The organism is Methylobacterium platani, assembly GCF_001653715.1.
In the GTDB taxonomy this organism is placed as follows: Bacteria; Pseudomonadota; Alphaproteobacteria; order Rhizobiales; family Beijerinckiaceae; genus Methylobacterium; species Methylobacterium platani.
The window spans coordinates 125199-146655 of sequence record NZ_LWHQ01000013.1 but is presented as its reverse complement, the minus strand read 5'-3'; the positions used below and the strand labels follow the sequence as shown (position 1 = coordinate 146655).

The following is a 21457-nucleotide window of genomic DNA, read 5'->3' as shown; positions in this document are numbered from 1 at the left end:
CGGTAAGCGATTCACGCACGCTCGGTCATGCCGCAGTGATGCCTTCAATAGAACAGCATAACCATTCGCTAACCTACATTACGTCTAGGCAATAAGGCCTATGGCGCCGCGATCCTGCACGTCACGGGTCCTTGGCGATCGCCTCGATGTCGCGGTCGACGCCGCTCTCGACCTTGAAGTCCTGGGTGTAGACCTTGCCGTCGTGACGGGCGATGAGCTGGTACTCGCCCTCGGCCAGGGTCACCTGCGGGAAGGCGCCGATCGCCTCGCGGATGGTGTCGCCGCCCGGCGTCAGCACGCTGAAGGCGGTGCCGGCGAAGGCCTCGGTGCCGGGGCTGGCGACGAGCTTCAGGGTCACGGTCGCGGCCCGGTGGTTCAGGGTCGCGTCGGTGAGGCGGCCGTTCTCGACCTTCAGGTCGGCGCGCTGGATCGCGTTCGAATCGCCCCAGGTCGAGACGACGTGGTAGGTGCCCTCGGGCAGGCGCACGACCTCGCCGGCCTTCACGCCGTCGCGCACCAGCCGCCCCTCCGGGTTGTTGCCGATCGGCACGAAGACCGCGAAGGCGAGCTGGCCCCCCGGGATTTTCGCCTCTCCGACCGCGCCGGCGAGGCGCAGGGCCCCGGCATTGACGGTGAGCTGGTCGCTCGCCGCCCCGGAATTCAGGGTCACGCGCTTCGACGTGCTGACGAAGCCGTAGGTGACGTTGGCGAGGTAGCTTCCGGGCGGCAGCCGGAAGGTCGGCTGCGCCTCCTCGGAGCGGGCGAGCACCACCGGCTTGCCGCCTTCCGGCCGGTCCTCGTAGATCCGCCAGGTCAGGCCGCCGCGCAGGGGCTTGGCCTCGCTCGTCAGCACCGCCCGCAGGGACAGGCTCGCATCCGCCGGGGCCGGGGCCGGGGGAGGGCCCTGGGTCACGCCCTGGGGCGCGACGCCCGGAACGGCGCCCCCCGGCGGGGCGACGCCGGGGGGAAGCACCGGCACTTGGGTCGGCACTTGGGTCGGCCGTTGGGCTGGCACTTGGCCAAGCCCTTGGCTCGGCCCCTGGCCCGGGGACTGGGCCAGGGCGGGACCGCCCAGCACGGCGACCAGCGCCAGGGCTTCACCGAACAGCCGTCTCGCCCGCCTCATCGCCGTCCCTCGTCAGGAGTTCGCTCGCCGCCGCCATCAGGTTGCCGACCGAGAGCGGGCGGAACCGGAACTCGACCACGTGCTTGCCCGCCGGCACCTCGACCCCGCGGAAGAGCAGGTTGGTGCGCAGGATCGGGCGGCGGGCACCGTCGACCCGGGCCTGCCAGCCCGGATAGAAGATGTCGTGCAGCACCAGCACGCTGTCGCGGTCGCTCTCGACCTCCACGGTGACGACATTGCGGCGGTAGGCGAGGATCGTCGCCGTGCCCTTGGCGGCGGTCACCGGCGCGGCCGGGTCCTTGAGGCCGAACTCGCCCCTGATCTTCGGCACGCTGTCCTTGTCGACGAGCGCGGTGTCGTTGCCCTCGAAGTCGGGCAGCTCGTCCTGGTCGAGCACGCTCTCGGAATCGACCGGCACCAGGCGGGTCGCCAGGTAGGCCCGGGGCTTGGCCGGGTCGAGCCGGTAGATCCACATCTGGCCCGAGCCGTAGAGGAGCTTGGCCCCGGTCAGCTGCGGGAAGTGCCGCGGCAGGCGCTCGGCCGGCCGGTCGAGGACGAGGTATTCGAGGCCGAGCAGGCTGGCGAGCCGCGAGCGGTAGCCGCGGAACAGCCCGGGGAACTGGCGCAGGTTCGGGTCGGCGGCGTTCTCGCCGGGGCCGACGGCGCGCTCGTAATCGGCGAGCCGCAGGGGGTTGTAGCCGATCGTGTCCTCGAGCCCGAGCACCATCGAGGCGTTCTGCCAGGCGCCGCCGAGGCCCAGGATCTCGACCCGCGGGTGCTCGCCCTTGGCGTGGCGGGCGTCGAGCTCGGCCTTGAGCAGCGTCAGCCCCTGGAGCTGCTCCGGCGGCAGCTGCTGGAACACCGCGTAGCGGCCGGCCGGCTCGGCGTTGAGCGAGGATCCGGCGTTGCGCCAGACGAGCTCGGCGCCGAGCAGCGCGACGAGGCACGAGGCGGCGAGCGCCCGCCGGCGCGGGCCGGCGCGCAGCATCACGACCGCCGCGAGGAGCGCGATCCCGGTGCCGATCAGGCCGTCGCGCGCGGCATCGGCGAGGTGGTGGCCCCGGGCGGCGTAGCGGTAGGACGCGACCAGGATGCCGCCGACGATCGCGAGCGCCAGGACCGGCAGGAGGACCGACGCGACGAGGCGGGAGGCCGCTGCGAGACGCGGCGCGCCCTCGGTGACGTAGCGGTGGACGAGGTAGCCCCCGGTGAGCGCGAGCCCGATATTGATGACGAAGGTCGCGTCGGCCGGCCGGCGGTAGAGGTCGACGCCCGGCATGTGGTCGAAGACCGGCGCGAAGAGCGGGGTGTAGCGCCCGAGCGCGTAGAGCGTGGCGGCGGCGAGCACGACGACCGGGTAGCGGATCTCCCGGGCGCCGAGGCGCCCGCCGGCGATGCCGTGCCACAGGATCAGGATTGCCGGCAGGGTCCCGGCGAAGAGGTAGTTCACCGCCCGGTCGGTCCAGGTGTTGCCGTCCATCGACTGCCAGTCCGGACCCCAGTAATCGTAGGTCCAGCGCAGCGAGCCGAACACGTCGGCGAAGAGCGCGGTGGCGAAGCTCGAGGGCGGCAGCGAGCCCATGATCGCCGCGCCGTAGCCGAAGGACGGCCGCGTCGAGGTCATCAGGAACTGCATGGTCAGGAGCGAGGGCACGGCGAGCAGCGCTCCCCCGACGAGCGCCATCACGGCGAGCACGCCGATCCGGGCGCGCAGGTAGGCGAGGGGCGCCGGCGCGGTCAGGACCGCGTGGACGGCCACGCCGATCAGGCTCAGCCCGCACAGGAACGCCACCTGGTCGCGCCCGACCGTCATCACGGCGGCGACCACCGCGAAGGCGAAGCCGCAGGCGTAGGAACGGCGCGCCAGCGCCTCCTCCAGCAGCCACCAGGCCAGCGGCACGAAGCCGTACGAGATGATCATGCCGGTATGCTGCAGCCGTGCCGAGGCCGAGCCGCCGAGCACGAACACCATCGCGGCCGCGACCGCCCCGACCGGGTGCCAGCCGCGGCGGCGGAACAGCAGCAGCGTCGCGACCGCGCCGGGGATCAGGTGGGCGAACACCACCGCGTCGAACAGCTCCATCGACGGCGACGGATCGAGCCACGCGAAGAACAGCATGGTCGGGGTGAAGAGCAGCGATTGCGGATCCGCGACCGAGGGATGGCCGGCGAAGTGGTAGGGGTTCCAGAGGGGCAATTCGCCGTTGGCCATGGCGGCGCCGAGGTAGCGCAGCATCGGGTAGAAGTGGTTCTTGGAATCCCACGGCACCACCGCGCCGGTGAGCGGCCAGACCGCCGCGGCGGCGGCCCAGAACAGCAGCACGGCGGCGAGCGCCAGCCAGAAGTCCCGGGGCGCCCAGGGATGGACGGACGAATGGGTGAGGGGGCTCTGGGAGCGCGTCATGGTGCGGTCGGCGTCCTCGGCACCGGCTCTCCCGGCGCAGGGCTTGTCGTCGCGCCCGGCCGTGGCCGTCCGGGGCGGAAAGGTGCTTAAAGGGGACAACGGGGCGCCAGGATGGCAGCCCGTCGCGATGGCGGCCCGTCATCCTGCCCCGCTCGTGATAGCTCAAGCCACTGAAGCCGAGATGAACGCAACCCTCGACCTCCTCCGCAGCCGCCGCTCCGTGCCGCCGGCCCAGCTCGCCGGCCCCGGCCCTTCCGCAGAGGAGCTGGACGCGATCCTGTCCGTCGCCGCCCGGGTCCCGGACCACGGCAAGCTCGCGCCCTGGCGCTTCGTCGTGATCGAGGGCGAGGGCCAGGCGCGCATCGGCCGGGTGGTGGCCGAGACCTACCGGGCCGACCACCCGGAGGCCGACGACAGGCGCCTCGCCCTCGAGGCCGGGCGCCTCGCCCAGGCGCCCCTGGTGATCGCCGTGGTGTCGCGGGCCGGCCCGCACGTGAAGATCCCGGACTGGGAGCAGGTGCTCTCGGCGGGTGCCGTCGCGATGAACCTCATCGTCGCCGCCAACGCGCTCGGCTTCCGCACCGCCTGGCTCACCGAGTGGATGGCCTACGACCGCCGGGTGCTCGACGCGCTCGGCCTCGACCCGGCCGAGCGCCTGGCGGGCTTCATCCATGTCGGCCGGGCCGGCGAGACGCCCCCGGACCGGCCGCGGCCGACGCTCTCCGAGATCGTCACGCGCTACTGAGCGCGAGCAGGGTGGCGCCGGGCCCCGGGAATGCTCTAACTGGCGGCGAACGGTCCGCGCCGACGGACCGCCGATCCCAGAGCATCCCGGGGCCGCCGATGCATTACGACGCCGAGACCCGCACCCTGCCGCACAACCCGTTCAAGGCCCTGGTGGCGCCGCGCCCGATCGGCTGGGTCAGCGCGCTCAGCGCCTCCGGTGCGCTCAACCTGGCGCCGTACTCGTTCTTCAACGGCATCGGCGACAATCCCGAGATGGTGATGTTCTCGTCCTTCGGCCGCAAGGACGCGCTCACCTTCGCGGAGGAGGGCGGCGAGTTCGTCTGCAGCCTCGCCACCTTCGACACCCGCGAGGGGATGAACCAGTCCTCGGCGCCGCTGCCGCGCGGCGAGAGCGAGTTCGACTTCGCCCACCTCGCCACCGCCCCGTCGCGCAAGGTGCGACCGCCGCGCGTCGCCGATGCGCCCGCCGCCCTCGAATGCCGGTGGCTCCAGACGATCCCGCTCGTCCCGGCCGGCGGTGGGGAAGCGGCCTACTTCATGGTGATCGGCCAGGTCGTGTCGATGTACATCGACGACCGCTTCATCACGCCGGAGGGCCGGGTCGATACCGGGGCGATGCGGCCGATCATGCGCGGCGGCTACTTCGACTACTTCACGGTCGAGTCCGAGAACCGCTTCGAGATGCGCCGGCCGGCCGGCGGCGGCGACGTGCCGAAGCGGTGAGGGGAGGTCCCCCGCGCCGCCGGGAGCGGTGCGGGGGGCCCGCGACCGTTCTCGAGACCGGTCTCGTCCGTGAACCCGGTCGGATTTCATGCTACCGTGCCGGCCGATCGCGGGAGAGGTCCGCCATGCCGGGCGCCGAGACAATCAGCATCACGATGACCCCCGAGCAGCTCCGCGCCGTGCGTGAGAGCGTCGCGTCGGGCGAGTACGCCTCGACGAGCGAGGTGCTGCGCGACGCCGTCCGCCTCTGGCAGCGCCAGCGCGCGGAGCAGGCCGAGCGCCTGAACGCCATCCGCGCCCGCATCCGCCGTTCGCTGGACGATCCGCGTCCCGCGCTCACCCTCGACCAAGTCGACGCCCATCTGGAAGAGCTGTTCGCCGAAGCGGAGAAGGCCGAGAAAGGCGCCCGTCGTGCGTAGGCTGCGGGTCGAGCTTCAGCCGGAGGCCTTGGCCGATCTGAGCGACATCTTTGAGGTGGTCTGGCAGGTCAGCCGCAACCTGACGACGGCGAAAGGCTTCGTGCGGCGGATCAGGAACCGGTGCACCCGAATCGGCGACGCCCCGCATGGCGGGCGGCCACGGGACGATCTGGAGCCCGGCCTGCGCACCGTACCGTTCGAGCACAGCGCGGTGATCGCCTATCGGGTCGAACCGGAGCGAGTCCTGATCACCAACGTCTTCTACGGTGGGCAGGACTTCGAGGCGCTGTTCCGCGATCACGCGCCGGACGACGATGCCGACGGGTGAGCGGGACGACCGCCCCCGCCCCCGCTTCAACCTTCCTTTACCATAACCCGACATCCTCGGCCCCATGAGAGAGCCGGCCCGCGCGTCGCGAGGCCGCTCCACCGGGCCGCCATGTTCCTGTTCACCAGCACGCCCTCGCAGGGAACCGCCAGCACAGGGGCCTCGGGCGCCGGCCGCGCCGCCTCGGGCAACCCGGTGATCGACGCGATCCGCCAGGGGGCCGAGAAGACCGGCGCGGCCTTCGACTACCTGCTCTCCACCGCCCAGCGCGAATCGAGCCTCAACCCGAGCGCCAAGGCGGGGTCCTCCTCGGCCACCGGCCTGTTCCAGTTCATCGAGCAGACCTGGCTCGGGGTGATGAAGCAGGACGGCCCGTCGCTCGGCCTCGGCTCCTACGCCGATGCGATCACCGCCCGCTCGTCCGGCGGCTACGCGGTGAGCGACCCGGCGGCCCGGCAGGCGATCCTCGACCTGCGGCGCGACCCCGAGGTGGCCTCCGCGATGGCCGGCGCGCTGACCCGCCGCAACGCCGAGGCGCTCTCCGACGCCCTCGGCCGCGAACCCAACAAGGCCGACCTCTACGCCGCCCACCTCCTCGGGGTGCGCGGCGCGCTGACCCTGATCCGCAACGCCGAGACCGCGCCCGGGCGCTCCGCCGCCGCCGACCTGCCCGAGGCGGCGTCCGGCAACCGCGGCCTGTTCTACGACCGGAGCGGCCGGGCGCGCAGCGCCTCCGAGCTCTATGCCGTGCTCGGCACCAGCCCGGCCGCCCCGGCCGCGACCGCGACAGCCCAGGCCGCCGAGCCGACCGCCTACGCCCCGGAGGCCGGAGGCGGCCTGCGCTCGCTGTTCCAGAACGACGCCCGCCGCGGCCCGGTCTCCGACAGCGTCGCCCGCCTGTGGGGCGGCCGCGGCGGTGCCGCCGCCGCGCCGACCTACTTCCCGCGCTCGAACGAGGGGCCGGTCCTCGCTTCGGCCACCCCCGCTCCGACCCCGGCCCCGGCCGCCCCCGCCGCTTTGCCGGACGCCGCCGGCGTGCCGCTGCCGCCCGCCCGCCCGCGGGAATTCGGCGGCGGTCGCGCCGCCCTCGCGCCCGCCCCGATCCAGTCCTGACGCCCCTTCTCCCCGACCCCGCCACGGAGCCGCGCCGATGATCATCCGCCAGTTCCTGCTCTGGACCCAGCACGAATCCGCCGGGAGACGGGCGGAGGCGGCCTCGTCGCTCGCCCGGGCCTACCTCTACGCCAATCTCGATCCGGCGGCGCGCTGGGAGGCGAAGACCGCCATCACGGCGCTCCTCGACGATCCCTCGCCGCTGGTCCGCCGGGCGCTGGCCGAGGCCTGCGCCAACGCCGCGGAGGCGCCCCGCACCCTGGTGGTGGCGCTCGCCCAGGACCAGGCGGAGATCGCCGGCCTCGTCCTGGCGCGCTCGCCGGTCCTGTCGGATGCCGACCTCGTCGATTGCGCCGCGGTCGGCGACGAGGCCGGCCGGATCGCCATCGCGGGGCGGCCGCACCTCTCGCCGATGCTGTGCGGGGCGCTGGCCGAGATCGCCGGGCCCGCGGCCCTGCGGGCGCTCGCCGCCAATCCCGGCGCCGAGGTCACCCGCGGCAGCCTGATGCGGATCGTCGAGCGCCACGGCGACGACGCCGCCTTGCGCGAGGCGCTGCTCGCCCGGCCCGACCTGCCGCTCGACGTGCGCCAGGCGGTGACCGCGCGGCTCGCCAGCGCCCTGTCGGCCTTCGTGAGCGGCTGCGGCTGGCTCTCGCCCGAGCGCAGCGAGCGGGTGACCCGGGAGGCGCGGGAGCGCACGACCCTCGGGCTCGCCGAGGGCCAGGACGGCACCGACCTGCGCCGCCTCGTCGCCTACCTGCGGCAGGCCGGCCAGCTCACCCCCGGGCTGATCCTGCGGGCGATGCTGTCGGGCCGGATGGCCTTCACCGAGGCGGCGCTCACCGACCTCACGGGCCTGGCCGCCGGGCGCGTGGCGGGCCTGCTGCACGATCCGCGCGGCAGCGGCCTGGCGGCGCTCTACCGCCGGGCCGGCCTGCCGCCCGCCCTCGAACCCGCCTTCGCGGCGGCGATGTCGGCCTGGCACGAGGAGGAGGCGGGCGGGCGCGAGAGCACCGGGGCCGGCCTGTCGCGGCGGATGATCGAGCGCGCGGTCACCGCCTGCGAGCGCCTGCCCTTCGCGGAGGCCCACGCCATCGTCGCCCTGCTCAACCGCTTCGACGCCGAGGCGGCTCGCGACGAGGCCCGGGTGCTCGCCCGCGCGCTCGCGAGCGAGGCCGCCGTCGAGGCCGTGCTGGATACGATTCCGGCCGCCCTGATGGAGAGCTATCGCCAGGACCGGCTGCGGCTCGCCGCCTGAGGCGTCAGCGCGGCGCCGCCCGCCGGTCCGCGCACGTCACGGCCGCGGCGAGATACCCGGCGAGGGAGACGATCACGGTCTGGGGATAGATCGGCGGGATGAAATGGGCGGTGACGCTCATCAGGGCCTCCCGAATCGATGATCGGGCAAGATTACGATGCGCCGCGCCCGGCCGGCAAGGCGGACACGGCCGCTATCGTCGCGTCGACGCCTGGATGATCCGGCGGTCCAGACCGTGCCGGACCGCCGGGATCTTGCGATCGCCCGTCAGGCCGGTGCGGTTGCGGCGCCGTTCCTCGGCGCCAGCGCGGCGAAGAGCGCCGCATCGTCGTCGTGCTCGGCATTCGGCGTCGTCAGCAAGGTGTCGCCGGAGAAGACCGAGTTCGCTCCCGCGAGGAAGCACAGGACCTGCGCCTCCCGCCCGAGCTGCGCGCGGCCGGCCGACAGGCGCAGCACCGAGGCCGGCAGGACGAGGCGCGCCGTCGCCACCATCCGCACCATGTCGAGGGGATCGAGGCGGGGACGTCCGGCGAGCGGCGTTCCCTCGACCGGCACCAGGGCGTTGATCGGCACGCTCTCGGGGTGGGGCGCCAGCCCCGCCAGCACGGCCAGCAGCGCGGCCCGGTCCGCCACGGATTCTCCCATGCCGACGATGCCGCCGCAGCACAGGCCGATGCCGGCCGCCCGCACCGTCGCCAGCGTGTCGAGCCGGTCCTCGTAGCGGCGGGTGGTGACGATGCGCCCGTAGAAGCCGGGGCCGGTATCGAGGTTGTGGTTGTAGGCCGTCAGCCCCGCCTCGGCGAGGCGCGCCGCCTGGTGGGCCTTCAGCATGCCGAGGGTGACGCAGGCCTCCATCCCGAGCGCCCGCACCCCCTCGACCATCGCCACGACGGCATCGAACTCGGGTCCGTCCCGCACCTGGCGCCAGGCCGCTCCCATGCAGAATCGCTCCGCCCCCGCCGCCTTGGCCCGGGCGGCCTGCGCCAGCACGCTCGCCGGATCCATCAGCCGGTCGCGCGTCAGGTCGACCTCGCGATGATGCGCCGATTGCGGGCAATAGGCGCAATCCTCCGGGCAGCCGCCGGTCTTGACCGAGAGGAGGCTCGCCTTGCGGATCCGGTTCGGGTCGTGGTGGCGCCGGTGGACGGCATTGGCCCGTCCGACGAGGTCGAGGAGGGCTGTGTCGTGCAGGGCCTCGATCTCTGACGGCGTCCAGTCGTGCCGGAGGGTCCCGTCCGGGTGATGCGGGCTCATCGGGCGGCGGTCCGTCCGGCGCGAGGCAGGGCGGCGGCGCCGGCAGCGACGAGGCCGACCTTGACGAGGTCGCCGAGGAGGAAGGGCGCGAGGCCGAGGGCGACGAGGTTCTCGGCCGGCACGGAGAGGGCGAGCCAGGCAAGGCCGAGGGCGTAGACGGCCGTCAGGCCGGCGAGCATCGCGGCGACGCGGCCGAGCAATCCCCGCCCGGCGGCGAGCGTCCCGACGAGGCCTGCGGCCACGAGGTAGCCCGCGAGGTAGCCGCCGGTCGGCCCCGCCATGTAGGCCAGACCGATGCCGCGCTCCGGCGTGCCGGAGAAGACCGGCAGGCCCGCGGCGCCCGCCGCCAGGTAGCCGAGCACCGTCGCGACCGCGAGGCGCGGGCCGAGCGACAGGGCGAGCGCCATGATCGCCAGCGTGTGCAGGGTCATCGGTACCGGCCAGAACGGGATTCTGACCTTGGCGGCGAGCGTGACGAGCAGCACACCCGCCAGGACGACGGCGAGGTGGCGGGCCGCGCGCCAGGGCGCGCCGCCGACGACGAGAGCGTTCATCGGATTCTCATTTCATAGATAATTATGGCGACTCAACTCCCCGATAAATCCACATCGACACCTTAATGGCAACAGATCGCATGAATAATAGATAATTTGCCGATCAGCCCGCGCGTCGCAGAGGGCCCGGTCCCGGACGGTGCCCGACCCACTGAACGTGGCGGGCCAGGATCGCGGCCGCGGCGGCGACGTCGCCGGCCCGCAGGGCGACGAGGATCGCCCGGTGGTCGCGATCGGTCGGCGCCTCCCATTCGGCGCGCCAGCCGGCGAACAGGAACCGGGCGCTCGCGGCGTGGAGGTCGTCGATCGTCTTCAGCAGGCGGGGCATGCCGCAGGGCGCGAGGATGAGGCGGTGGAAGCTCCGGTTGGCCTCCTCCCAGGCCTGCACGTCGCCGGCCCGGTCCCCGGCCCGAGTCGCCTCCTCGGCCCGGTCGAGGATGGCCGGCGTGAGATGCGGGGCGGCGTGGCGCAGGGCCAGCACTTCGAGGGCGGCGCGCATCTCCGCCACCTCGCGCACCTCCTCGGGGCTGAATCCGGCGACGCGCACGCCGCGGCGCGGTTCGCTCACCACCAGCCCCTGAGCCTCGAGGCGGCGGAAGGCCTCCCGCACCGGGACGTGGCTGGCGCCGAACTCCTCGGCCACGGCGTCCTGGCGCAATCGCGACCCCGCCGCGAGGGCGCCGGCGATGATGCGCTCGGCCAGCGCCCGGCTGATCCGCACGGCGATCGGTTCGTCTCTGGCTGTCGTCATGAATTATCGATAATCCAGCGCCGCCGCCGCGTCACGCCGGCGTGGCGGAGCATGCACCGCCATGCGAAGGTCCGGCCGCGAGGGGAATCAGCGTGACCGCGATGAGCAACGGCTGGGACGAGTCCGCCGCCGCCTGGATCGCCGACATGGGCGAGGCGGGCGATTTCGGCCGCGCCTGCGTCCTCGACGCCCCGATGCTCGCCCGCCTGGAGGGGCGGGGCTTTCGCCAGGCACTCGATGTCGGCTGCGGCGAGGGCCGCTTCTGCCGCCGGATGCAGGAATTCGGGATCACGACGACCGGTCTCGATCCGACCGATGCGCTGCTGCGCCGGGCCCGGGCCCGCGATCCGGACGGCACCTATCTCCCCGGCCGTGCCGAGGCGCTGCCCTTCGCGGATCGCGCCTTCGACCTCGTCGTCAGCTATCTCACCCTGATCGACATCCCCGACATCCGCGCGGCGATCCCCGAGATGGCCCGGGTGCTCAGGCCCGGCGGGACGCTGCTGATCGCCAACCTCACCAGCTTCGCCACCGCCGGCGGCTGGGCGGCGGATGGCGACGGAACCCGCGGCTTCCGGATCGACGACTACCTGGAGGAGCGGGCGGAATGGGCCGAGTGGCACGGCATCCGCGTCCACAACTGGCACCGGCCGCTCTCGCTCTACATGGGCCTGCTGCTCGGGCAGGGACTGGCCTTGCGCCACTTCGACGAGCCGGTGCCGCAGGGCGGCGACCCGGCGAAGGTCGCACGCTATCGGCGGGTGCCGTGGTTCCACATCATGGAGTGGGAGAAGCCGGCGGCGTGAGGCCGGTGGTGCCCCGCGGCTCGGACGGATGGGCGGGGTCTCGCGACGGGCGCGATGCCCGCAAGGTCATCCCGGGGCCGCGAAAGCGGAGCCCGGGATCCAGATCCGCGGACGGTTCAGGACGATGCGATGCGAAATCCGCGTTGCGAAGCAATCGATCGGATGTCCTACGATAGGCTCGCCGCTCCCTGCTCCAGGGTCAGCGGCGATGAACCCCGGGTTCCCGGCTTCGCCGAACCCCGGGGTGACGTCGAGGGCGTCGGGACCGTGGTTTCGAGATCATGGATCCGAGGCGTTGACGCCGAGCGCCGCGAGCGGCCTCATACCCTCGCGCCTCGGCATCGTATCATCCGTCCAGCCGCGCCAAGCGGTCGAGCAGCGCACGGTCGTGCAGCAGCACCATCTTCTCCTTGGCGTTCAGCCACGCCGCCGCCTCGTCGATGGTCTCGGCCTCGACCACCTTGGCCTGGGCCATGACGTGGTCGGGCTGGGGCTCGCCGCGGGGCCGGCGCTCGGCCGGGGGCAGGAAGGCGAGGTGGCCGGCCTGGAGATCCGGATCGGCGTGGAGCGCCCGCAGGCCGTCGGCGTCGTCGTAGGCCAGCGCGGCGTTGCGGGCCTCGATCGCCTTCGCGGCGGTGGCGATCGCCGGGGGCTCGCGTTCCTCGGGGGTCATCAGCAGGCCGGCGCGCTTGAGGGCGAGGCCGAGGAAGAGCTGCCCGCTCGCCCACGAGATCGGGATCGCCAGGACGAGGCCGAGGATCGTCGGCGACATCCACAGGAACAGCGAGGTGGCGATGGCGAAGGCCGAGACGCCGGCGACGAGGCCGAGGATCGTGTGCCAGCGGTGCCGGCGCACGATGTCCGACAGCGGGATCGAGCCGTCGTCGCGCCGCTGCGGGTTCCAGCCGGCATCGCGCCGGAGCAGGATCTGGATCACCGAGCCGGACTGGACCAGCATCGCGATCGGGGCGATCAGCGCGGACAGAAGCGTCTCGATCAGGGCCGAGAGCACCAGCCGCAGGCCGCCGCCGCTCGCCCGCCGCACCGCGCCGTCGAGGAGGCCGAGGATCAGCCCGAACAGCTTCGGCGCGAGCAGGATCGCCATGGTGATCCCGAAGAGCTGGAGCGCGCGGACGGGGTCGAAGCGCGGCCAGACCGGGTAGAGGCGGAACTCGGTGGAGAAGTATTCCGGCCGGATGTAGGCGGTCTGGAGGGCGAGCGCGATACCGACGACCAGTTGCGCCGCCCAGAGCGGCGAGGCGAGGTAGCCGGCGATGCCGGTGGCGAAGTGCTGGCGCGAGGCGAGCTTCAGCCCCGCCGTGCCGATGATGCGGCTGTGCTGCAGGTTTCCCTGCGCCCAGCGCCGGTCGCGGATCGCGACGTCGATCAGCGAGGGCGGGCTCTCCTCGTAGGAGCCCTGCAATTCGGGAAGCATGTACACGCTCCAGCCGGCCCGCCGGATCAGCGCCGCCTCGACGAAATCGTGGCTGAGCACGTGGCCGCCGAAGGGCGGCTTGCCGGAGAGGTCGGGCAGGCCGCAATGGTCGGCGAAGGCCTTGGTCCGGATGATCGCGTTGTGGCCCCAGTAATTGCCGTCGCGGCCCGACCACAGCGCGAGGCCGGTGGCGATGACCGGTCCGTAGATGCGGGCCGCGAATTGCTGCACCCGGGCGAACAGGGTGTTGCGGTTGATGATCAGCGGCAGCGACTGGATGATGCCGGAATCCGGATCCGCCTCCATGGCGCGCGCCAGCGTCACCACGCAGTCGCCGCTCATCAGGCTGTCGGCGTCGAGGACCAGCATGTGGTCGTAATGGCCGCCCCAGCGGGTGACGAAGTCGGCGATGTTGCCGGCCTTGCGGTGATGGTTCTTCTGGCGGTGCCGGTAATAGAGGCGGGCGCCGTCGCCGAGGCGCGACCGCAGCGCCAGGTAGGCCCGCTCCTCGGCGATCCAGGCATCGGCCTGGGTCGAATCCGACAGGATCCAGTAGTCGAAGGCGTCACCCTCGCCGGTCGCCTCGATCGAGTCGCGGATCGCCTCGACCGCCGCGAAGGTGCGGGCGGTGGCCTCGTTGTAGACCGGCATCACCACGGCGGTGCGGGTCGCGAGCGGGCCGGGCCTGACGTCCGGCCGCCGCCGGCGCAGGAGCGCCAGGAACCCGAGCAGCCCCGAGGTGAAGGCGAGGGCGATCCACGAGAAATTGAGGGTGAACAGCCCGAGCAGAAGCCATTGCAGCCAGGTCGTCGAGCCGGCGACCGACACGACCTCGTACATCTGCACCGCACCGTAGGCGGTGAGCCCGGCGCCGCCGCCGAACACGAAGGCGCGCGCCCCCCACGGCGCCCGGCGGCCCGTGACCCTGTGCGCCTGCTCCTCCGACCAGCGCCGCAGGTCCTGCACCGGCATGGCGAGGCGGGATTCCGGCGGCACCGCCGGCGCGACGACAAGCGGCGTCGCGTCGCCGCGGCCGGTGTCGAGCCGGTGGGTTTCGAGGTCTTGGGCGAGGGTCACGGGGTCCACCGGTACAGCCATGTCTCACTGACGGGTTTGTCGCCGGCCTTGACGACCAGGCGCAGTTCGCAGGCGGTGTCGTTGCCCGGGTCGAGCTCGAACACCGCCCGCACGGTCTTGCGCTCGGGATACGGGTAGATCCGCTGGCGGGTGATGCTGCCGGGTGCGGTGTGCAGGGCGATCTGCAGCGCACCCGGGTCGATGCCCTCGGCGAAGGGCGCCTCGCCGGTGAAGTCGACGAGGAACAGCCGGCGCTTGCCACCCGCGCCCTTGCCGACCCGGGTGCCCGTGCAGGCGGCGAGCGGCGGCGCGCCCGGCACCGTCCAGCACCAGAACTGGCGGTAGCTGAAGGCGGTCTCCTTGGCGACCGGCTCCTTGGGACGCCAGTAGGTCAGGACGTTCTCGTTGACCTCGGACTCGCTCGGGATCTCGATCAGCTGGACCGCGCCGGCGACCCAGCCGTGCTGCGGCACGCCCGGGCCCCAGCTGCCGAGCGGCTCGATCCACAGGCTCGGCCGCTTCTCCCAGCGCTGCACGTCGTCCTGGTAGTCGGCATAGGCGCGGGCGCGCTGGATCAGCCCGAAGCCCTTCGGATCCTGGTCCATGAAGGCGGAGATCTGCAGCGTCTCGGGATTCTGCACCGGGCGCCAGATCGCCTCGCCCCAGCCGTTGCGGATCTGGAGGCCGTCGACCTCGTGGGCGGCCGGCCGGGCATCGTCGACGCTGCGGTGGTCGGTCGGCCCGAACAGGTAGGCGCCGGTCATGCCGGCGATGCCGACATGCTCCAGGCTGGTGCGCGGGCAGAGCGTCGCCTCGATGTCGACGATGGTGGCGTCGCCCGGGCGCAGGGTCATGCGCAGGGCCGCGGTCGCCGATTCGGAATCGACGAGGGCGTGGATCACGATCTGCCCGGTGCCGGGCCCCGGCCGCTCGAGCCAGAAGGCGCGGAACAGCGGGAATTCCTCGCCCTTCGCCTCCGCCGGCTTCAGCGTGAGGGCGCGAGCGGTGACGCCGTAGCTCTGGCCGGCGGCGAGCGCGCGGAAGAACGAGGCGCCCTGGAAGATCGCGCAGTCGGCCGGGGGGGCACCGTTGAAGCTCGCGTAGAGCCGGAAGCCCGAGAAGCCGAGGTCGCGCCCCTCGTCCGGGGCCTTCAGCTTGCCGAAGGTGAAGCGGTTGCGGTCGTAGGCGATGCGGCGGACCAGCCCGTCCTCGACAGCGTGGAGCGCCACCGGCGTGGTGAACACGAAGCCCCGATGCAGCGGCTCGACCACGAAGCCGCGGCCCTCGCCGGCCCAGAGCAGGGCCTGGGGTTGCGCCCGCACGCCGATATACTGCTCGTAGGTCAGGCTGTTGAACGGCTCGGGCAGGTCGGCGGCCGGGGCCGCGTAGGGCTTCTTCGCCAGGGCGCGGGCGAGATCGACCACCTGGCCGGGATCGAAACGCTGGCCGTCCGACAGGGGCGCCGGCTCCGTCGGCTGCGCGCCCGCCGCGCCGGTCGCGGCGAGGCCGCCGGCGAGGGCCAGCACCGCGCGACGGTCGATGGCTCCGCGGGAGGGCGGGGCGGTCGGGGATTGCGTCATCAAGGGAGGTCGTACCGGTCCGGATTCGAGGGAGCGCCGGCCGTTTACCACGATCCGGTCTGAACCGGGGGTTAAGAATCGCCCGCCCCGCGACGTCGTGGACCGGAGCGACGGCGCTTGTCCTGACCGGGAGATCGGTTAGAGGCTCGGTCGCAGACGGACCGCCCCGCCGCCCCCTAGCCCCGCCGAACCCGAAGGCCGCCGAATGACCCCGACCCCGAACCACGCCGGAGCCCGCTCCCTCCTCGCCGTCGTGCTCGCCGCCGGCAAGGGCACGCGGATGCGCTCCGAGCTGCCGAAGGTTCTGCACCCGATCGCCGGCCGGCCGATGCTCGCCCACGTGCTCGCCGCCGTGGCGGAGGCCGGGGCGGAGCGCCTCGCCGTGGTGGTCGAGCCCGGCCGCGACGACGTCGCCCGGGTGGTCGCAGGCTTCCCCGGAGCCGAGACCTTCCCGCAAGGGGAGCGCCTCGGCACCGCCCACGCGGTGCTGGCGGCCCGCGCCGCCCTGGAGGCGGGCGCCGACGACGTGGTGGTGGCGTTCGGCGACACCCCGCTGATCAGCCCCGAGACCTATGCGCGCCTGCGCGCGCCGCTCGCCGGGGGTGCCGCGGTGGCGGTCCTGGCCTTCGAGGCCGGCAATCCCGCCGGCTACGGCCGGGTGCTGGTCGAGGACGGCCGCGTGACGGCGATCCGCGAGGAGAAGGACGCGAACGAGGCCGAGCGCCGGGTCACCCTGTGCAATGCCGGCCTGATGGCGCTGTCGGGGCGCCTCGCCCTCGGCCTGCTGGAGCGGATCGGCAACGCCAACGCGGCGGGCGAGTACTACCTGCCAGACGCCGTGGCGCTCGCGGTCGCCGACGGGCACCGGGTCGCGGTGGTGCCGGTGGCCGAGGCCGAGGCGCAGGGCGTCAACGACCGGGTGCAGCTCTCCACCGCCGAGGCCGCGGTGCAGGCGACCCTGCGCCGGCGCGCGATGCTCGGCGGCGCCACGCTGATCGCCCCCGAGACGGTGTTCCTCAGCCACGACACCGTGCTCGGCCGCGACGTGGTGGTGGAGCCGCACGTGGTGTTCGGCCCCGGCGTCGTCGTCGGCGACCGGTGCACGCTCCACGCCTTCTCGCATCTCGAGCAGGCGCGGCTCGCCGAGGGCGTCCAGGTCGGCCCCTATGCCCGCCTGCGGCCCGGCGCGGTGCTGGAGGACGGCGCCCGCATCGGCAACTTCGTCGAGGTGAAGAACGCGGCGATCCGGGCCGGGGCCAAGGTCAACCACCTGTCCTATGTCGGCGATGCCGAGGTCGGGGCGGGCGCCAATCTCGGGGCCGGCACCATCACCTGCAACTACGACGGCGTGAACAAGCACCGCACGGTGATCGGTGCCGGCGCCTTCGTCGGCTCGAACTCGGCGCTCGTCGCCCCGGTGACGATCGGAGAGGGGGCCTTCGTCGGGTCCGGCTCGGTGGTCACCGACGACGTGCCGCCGGGCAGCCTCGCGATCGGGCGGGGCCGACAGGTGATCAAGACGGAATGGGCGAAGCCGACGAAGCGGTGAGACTTTTCACAAGCAAGATCTTTCGGCCATTTTTCGGCAGACTTGTGGTGGATGACCCCCGCGCGTTCGAACGGTATCGTTTAATCGTGCGGGACAAGCCCAACTAGGCGCCAAAAGCCTTGCCAGTCACACGTCAATGGCAAGGCTCAATGGTGAATATCAAGAAGCGTAAGAAAGCCAAGGCCTCATCGAAGCTTTTTGAGTCATTCTATACACGCCACCAGACACCCATCCCATCGATAGGAAGGATTGGAGACGTAATATCATGATTGTTTCTGAAGTCACTTATCGCTTTAGCACATGGCTCTAGGAAATAATCATCAACGATTACAAATCCTCCCGGCGATACTTTGTGATATAGGGCGTCAAGGGCTTGAATAGTGCTTTCATACATATCACCATCCAACCTAAGAATAGCCAACTTTTCGATCGAGGCTGTCGGCAACGTATCCTTGAACCATCCTTCAAGGAACACTACATTGTCGTCCAAAAGTTGATAGGATTGAAAATTTTCCTCAACTTCTCTGCGCGATACCTTTAGTTGCTCAAAAGTGTGGTGCTGATCATTCGCATCGGCCTCGTAATTTTCCTCATCTGGCATAGGCAAACCCTGAAAACTATCTGCAACAAAGATTTTTCGCTGCTTGTCGCCGTAAGCTTCCAGCACACCTTTCATCATGATGCAGGCACCGCCACGCCATACACCCGTTTCGATCATGTCTCCTGGTATATCGTCGATCAAGACCGTCTCACACATTTGTCGTAAGCTGTGCAGGCGAGTCATCCCAATCATTGTCTGCGCCAGGGCTGGCCAATCCTTTCCAAGCGCTCTTTTGTTCCGATCATAAATCGTCTCAGACCAAGGGTCAAAATTGCGATCTCGAATTAGTACTCCTGTCAAGGCGGCCTCAAGAAGATTTAAATATCGACTCCTGAGGCCGAGCGCATTATTAATAAAATCGTTTTTCATTGCCGCAGATTCCCGACCGTAGAGATTCCACCAAACCTGTACAGAAACATTCTACCCGATGCGGTGATGAGGCGGAAGCCCTGTTTGCCTCGGGACCTGGGACGGGCCCCGGCACGACGCCGGAACCGTACCCGCGCATCGGCAATGTCGTCGAGCTTGACAACGCGGCGATCAGGGCCGGCGCCGAGGTCGACCAATCGGCCCGTGTTGACTTGGCCCGTGATGCCAGGCCGGGGCGGGCAAGGATCTCGGGTCCGCATCTTCATTTGCAACCCCGACGGCGTGAACCCGTCTCGCATGGTCATCGGCACGGGCGCATTAGTCGGCTCGAACTCGTCGCCCCGGCGACGATCGGGGAGGGGCTTTCGTGGGACCGGGATCGGTCATCACCGACGAAGTGTCGTCCGGTCGCCTCGCGACCGGAGGGCCGGCTGATGAACAACACCGAGCGGGTGAAGCCGATAAAGGTGTTGGACCCGAACGCTGCCGGTGCCTTCCGGGCTAGTCCGAACCAGCAACCGCCCTTCGAGCCTTCGAGATCCGCACGTGACTTCACAATGCCGGTGCGGAGCGCTGTCGGTGAACGGTGGTGCGTGAGACGTTCCCGCCGCTCCGGACAATTGTGGACACGCCGACGGCTGACCCAGCGGGCGTGCATATACTTCTCATGGGCAGTGCCATTGTCAAATCGTGAGCTTAGTGCTAGAGGCGGGCCGATATCCGATCGTAAGAAATTTCGGATACAACCTCATGTAGAATATTTGCCTTTGTGGCAAAGATTGAGACAAGCCATCGATTTACAACATAAGTTGATGGCAAATTACTGACGGGACGGGAAAAAAGACATGTCAAAGATCGCGATCGGCGTTGTTGTGTATAAAAATTCTGAAGGAGATTTGCATAAACTCTTCCGTTCAGTACTAAAGCAGGAAAATGTCGATTTAAAAGATATTAAATTTTTTATGAAAATCAACGATGGTAAGGATTATAGCCCTATCGTCGATTCGTTCTACTCGGCCGAACACCTTGAGCATCGCTTCATCGAAATTGTCGGGGACGACTCGAACTGCGGTTTCGGCGCCGGTCACAACGCAATCATCCGCGAATGTAACGAACGAAGAATTCCTGTCTACGTTGGATGCAACCCAGACGGGCTTTTTCATCACGATGCAATCTACAATTTTCTGAGCGCCGTCAAGTACCACCCGTCCAGGACCTTGTTCGAGTTTCATCAATTTCCTGAGGAACACCCGAAGGTTTACGACTGCTTCACGGGCGAGACCCCCTGGGCTTCCGGAGCCTGCTTCGGCTCCGAGACGAGTTCATTCATCGAGATCGGTGGCTTCGATGACAACATCCGAATGTACTGCGAGGACGTGGATCTATCCTGGCGCTTCCGTATCGAGGGCGGGCGCTGCGTCATTTTGAGCAACGCCCTGTTCTATCACGATGTCAGCGATAAGCGCGATCGGGAATCGGTCCGCGTCGAAATGCTGAAGTCCGGTCGCTATCTCGCCTGGAAGTGGAAGAGCGACGGCTTCCAGCGCATCATGGAGGACGAACTGGTCCGGCTCGGTGTCGCCGATGAGATTCGCACGTTGCCGCCGCTGCGTGGAAAGAAGATCCCGCACACGAACGAGCGTATCAACGAGATCGTTGAATTTCGCCGTCTTTTCAGCTTCTCCCCCATCCGTTGGTAAGTGAAGATCATGAGCATCAACCATTTCGACAACGAGCTCGTCTCGGTCATCATTCGCTTCCACGACATCAAGAGGATCGATTACCTCGACCAATGTCTGTTTTCCCTGGTGGGGCAGCAATACGACGAGGTCGAGGTCATCATCGCGACGCAAAATTTCGGCGAGGCCGAGACGCGCCGTGTCAATCAGACGATCGAGCGCTATGCGTCCTATCTGACCGCCATCCGGGCCATCAACGTGACGCTCGATCGGCCCGGGGATGCCAGAAGCACGCTCATTAACAACGGTATATCGGCAGCGACCGGTCGTTATCTGGCGTTCCTAGATTATGACGACACTGTCTATGCTAATATCTATTCTACTTTGATTTCTCAGATCAAGAAGACCGGATGCGCGATTGCGCTTGGGGGCACTAACCGGGTCGATTACTTTGTCGCCGGTGGGCAACGGCACAAGAAGACGAAGAATCGGCTATTCGGTGATGCGCCAAAATTGGCCTTCTTCGTTGAAAATCAATACCCAATACACTCCTATGTGATCGATCGAAACGCCATCGATAAAGAGCATTTTTACTTCGACAGCGGACAGTCACGCAACGAAGATTATGCCTTTCTGCTAAGGATATTAGCGCAGTACCCATCGGATGACAGCTTCGCGGCAACGCCGATGTGTGACTATTATATCAATGTCGATGGTGGGAATACGATTCTTGCCTACGGCGCCACGGCGACCGATCGTGCGAAATGGCGTCAAGCACAGAATTACGTCGACGACGTCAAGCGGTCGCTCATCATCGAGACGAATGTCGATGACATTCGCAACTTGTACGAATGGTCGAAAGATCGCAACGTCAACCATGATTCGGCTGCGAAGATCCAGCAGCTTCAAGCAGATGTTGAACTGAGCGATAATCGTATAAAGAACTACGAGACCATGATCGGCAAATTGGTCGCTCAGTTACCGCCTGGAAACGTGCCCGCAACGGTAGTGATCGATGCGATCAATTCCTCGCGGAACGGTGAAGCCCGAATCGTCGGGTGGGCGGTTGGCCGCAATAACACTCCGCTCTCCTTCCTCATTTTCAGATCGGCCTCGCAACCGGATGCCATGTCCGTCGCGACGTTGCTGCCGCGGCTCGATGTGGCGGCGCATATCGGCAGTGATCAACAGATGTTCGGTTACGATGTCACGGTTCCGTTCATTGACACCTACGATGTCAAATTCATCGATGCGGCCGGCGTTATCTACGAGTCGAAAGTCGAAATGCAATAAGAAAAACCAGAATCCACGTTTCCATCAAGGGACTAGGTAACCGTACAAAAATGGCCGGCCATCGACAACCATGGCCGGCCAGCCACTAATCGTCGTTTTCTTTTCGCTCTGCGACGACCCGGACGATGCATGGTAATCTCAGATCATTGGATATCCAATTTTATTGGAGAAGAAATTGAATGCAACTCACAAGTTCCGAGAGAAACAGCAAGCTTTCATGCTTATGCCTTCAAGTGGCGAAATTCGCAGAAGTTGGTCCGTATCGGTTTGCCCACATTTTCGCCTGATTGAATAATCATTGGAATTTCGCGAATGACACGACTCCGTTCCGGTCGACCGGTCTGGCGCCTCGTTGTCATAATGCGTTACGGAAGTTGATTCGGCGATCGAA

18 protein-coding genes are annotated in these 21457 nt (G+C 68.9%); 10 read left to right on the top strand and 8 right to left on the bottom strand.

All coding sequences use genetic code 11. The annotated features are described in order from the left end of the window. Window positions 1-121 precede the first annotated feature (121 nt). Window positions 122-1126, bottom strand: coding sequence for a hypothetical protein (locus A5481_RS07285; protein ID WP_048435964.1), 1005 nt, complete (start codon window positions 1124-1126; stop codon window positions 122-124). Continuing rightward, window positions 1098-3530, bottom strand: coding sequence for a glycosyltransferase family protein (locus A5481_RS07280; RefSeq protein WP_048435963.1), 2433 nt, complete (start codon window positions 3528-3530; stop codon window positions 1098-1100). Before A5481_RS07280 ends, A5481_RS07285 begins: the two co-directional genes overlap by 29 nt. 181 nt (window positions 3531-3711) lie before the next feature. Here A5481_RS07280 and A5481_RS07275 point away from each other — a divergent pair, with 181 nt between their 5' ends. The 6 genes from A5481_RS07275 to A5481_RS07250 all read left to right on the top strand — a co-directional run bounded on the left by A5481_RS07275 (window position 3712) and on the right by A5481_RS07250 (window position 8118). Then, complete coding sequence (locus tag A5481_RS07275; protein ID WP_048435962.1) at window positions 3712-4275, top strand: nitroreductase family protein; 564 nt, start codon at window positions 3712-3714, stop codon at window positions 4273-4275. A gap of 98 nt (window positions 4276-4373) precedes the next feature. After that, entirely contained in the window at window positions 4374-5000 is a 627-nt protein-coding gene (locus A5481_RS07270) for a flavin reductase family protein (RefSeq protein WP_048435961.1), read from the top strand. A gap of 125 nt (window positions 5001-5125) precedes the next feature. Then, complete coding sequence (locus tag A5481_RS07265; protein ID WP_048435960.1) at window positions 5126-5419, top strand: ribbon-helix-helix domain-containing protein; 294 nt, start codon at window positions 5126-5128, stop codon at window positions 5417-5419. Beyond that, window positions 5412-5747 carry a type II toxin-antitoxin system RelE/ParE family toxin gene (locus tag A5481_RS07260; protein WP_048435959.1) on the top strand — a complete coding sequence of 112 codons (336 nt, stop codon included), beginning with the start codon at window positions 5412-5414 and terminating at the stop codon, window positions 5745-5747. Before A5481_RS07265 ends, A5481_RS07260 begins: the two co-directional genes overlap by 8 nt. Window positions 5748-5858: 111 nt before the next feature. Beyond that, on the top strand, window positions 5859-6860 hold the full coding sequence (locus A5481_RS07255) for a transglycosylase SLT domain-containing protein (RefSeq protein WP_064503848.1): 1002 nt from the start codon (window positions 5859-5861) through the stop codon (window positions 6858-6860). A 37-nt stretch (window positions 6861-6897) separates the two neighbouring features. Further along, window positions 6898-8118: a DUF2336 domain-containing protein gene (locus A5481_RS07250; RefSeq protein WP_064503847.1), complete on the top strand. Its 1221-nt coding sequence runs from the start codon at window positions 6898-6900 to the stop codon at window positions 8116-8118. Window positions 8119-8385: 267 nt separating this feature from the next. On the opposite strand, the gene bioB is transcribed toward A5481_RS07250, so the two are convergent. The 3 genes from bioB to A5481_RS07235 all read right to left on the bottom strand — a co-directional run bounded on the left by bioB (window position 8386) and on the right by A5481_RS07235 (window position 10677). Next, window positions 8386-9372 carry a biotin synthase BioB gene (gene bioB, locus A5481_RS07245; protein ID WP_048436679.1) on the bottom strand — a complete coding sequence of 329 codons (987 nt, stop codon included), beginning with the start codon at window positions 9370-9372 and terminating at the stop codon, window positions 8386-8388. Continuing rightward, window positions 9369-9926, bottom strand: coding sequence for a biotin transporter BioY (locus A5481_RS07240; protein WP_048436680.1), 558 nt, complete (start codon window positions 9924-9926; stop codon window positions 9369-9371). Before A5481_RS07240 ends, bioB begins: the two co-directional genes overlap by 4 nt. 103 nt (window positions 9927-10029) lie before the next feature. Beyond that, window positions 10030-10677 carry a GntR family transcriptional regulator gene (locus A5481_RS07235; protein ID WP_048436681.1) on the bottom strand — a complete coding sequence of 216 codons (648 nt, stop codon included), beginning with the start codon at window positions 10675-10677 and terminating at the stop codon, window positions 10030-10032. Window positions 10678-10778: 101 nt separating this feature from the next. Between A5481_RS07235 and A5481_RS07230 the strand changes: the two genes are divergently transcribed. Then, on the top strand, window positions 10779-11483 hold the full coding sequence (locus A5481_RS07230; protein ID WP_048436683.1) for a class I SAM-dependent methyltransferase: 705 nt from the start codon (window positions 10779-10781) through the stop codon (window positions 11481-11483). A 346-nt stretch (window positions 11484-11829) separates the two neighbouring features. Here A5481_RS07230 and mdoH read toward each other — a convergent pair whose 3' ends face one another. Continuing rightward, window positions 11830-14016: a glucans biosynthesis glucosyltransferase MdoH gene (gene mdoH / locus A5481_RS07225; protein ID WP_082173501.1), complete on the bottom strand. Its 2187-nt coding sequence runs from the start codon at window positions 14014-14016 to the stop codon at window positions 11830-11832. Beyond that, window positions 13992-15575, bottom strand: coding sequence for an OpgD/OpgG family glucan biosynthesis protein (locus A5481_RS07220; protein ID WP_048436682.1), 1584 nt, complete (start codon window positions 15573-15575; stop codon window positions 13992-13994). Before A5481_RS07220 ends, mdoH begins: the two co-directional genes overlap by 25 nt. Before the next feature lie 205 nt (window positions 15576-15780). Between A5481_RS07220 and glmU the strand changes: the two genes are divergently transcribed. Further along, window positions 15781-17124: a bifunctional UDP-N-acetylglucosamine diphosphorylase/glucosamine-1-phosphate N-acetyltransferase GlmU gene (gene glmU, locus A5481_RS07215; protein ID WP_064503846.1), complete on the top strand. Its 1344-nt coding sequence runs from the start codon at window positions 15781-15783 to the stop codon at window positions 17122-17124. A 208-nt stretch (window positions 17125-17332) separates the two neighbouring features. Here the strand turns inward: glmU and A5481_RS32195 are convergent, their stop codons facing one another. Continuing rightward, window positions 17333-18094 (bottom strand): TylF/MycF/NovP-related O-methyltransferase, encoded by a 762-nt coding sequence (locus A5481_RS32195; RefSeq protein WP_082173527.1) that lies wholly within the window; start codon window positions 18092-18094, stop codon window positions 17333-17335. 845 nt (window positions 18095-18939) lie between these two features. Between A5481_RS32195 and A5481_RS07210 the strand changes: the two genes are divergently transcribed. Both A5481_RS07210 and A5481_RS07205 read left to right on the top strand, forming a co-directional pair. Further along, entirely contained in the window at window positions 18940-19794 is an 855-nt protein-coding gene (locus A5481_RS07210) for a glycosyltransferase family protein (protein ID WP_156312106.1), read from the top strand. Window positions 19795-19803: 9 nt separating this feature from the next. Then, window positions 19804-21066, top strand: coding sequence for a glycosyltransferase (locus A5481_RS07205; protein WP_048436763.1), 1263 nt, complete (start codon window positions 19804-19806; stop codon window positions 21064-21066). The last annotated feature ends 391 nt before the right edge of the window (window positions 21067-21457 follow it).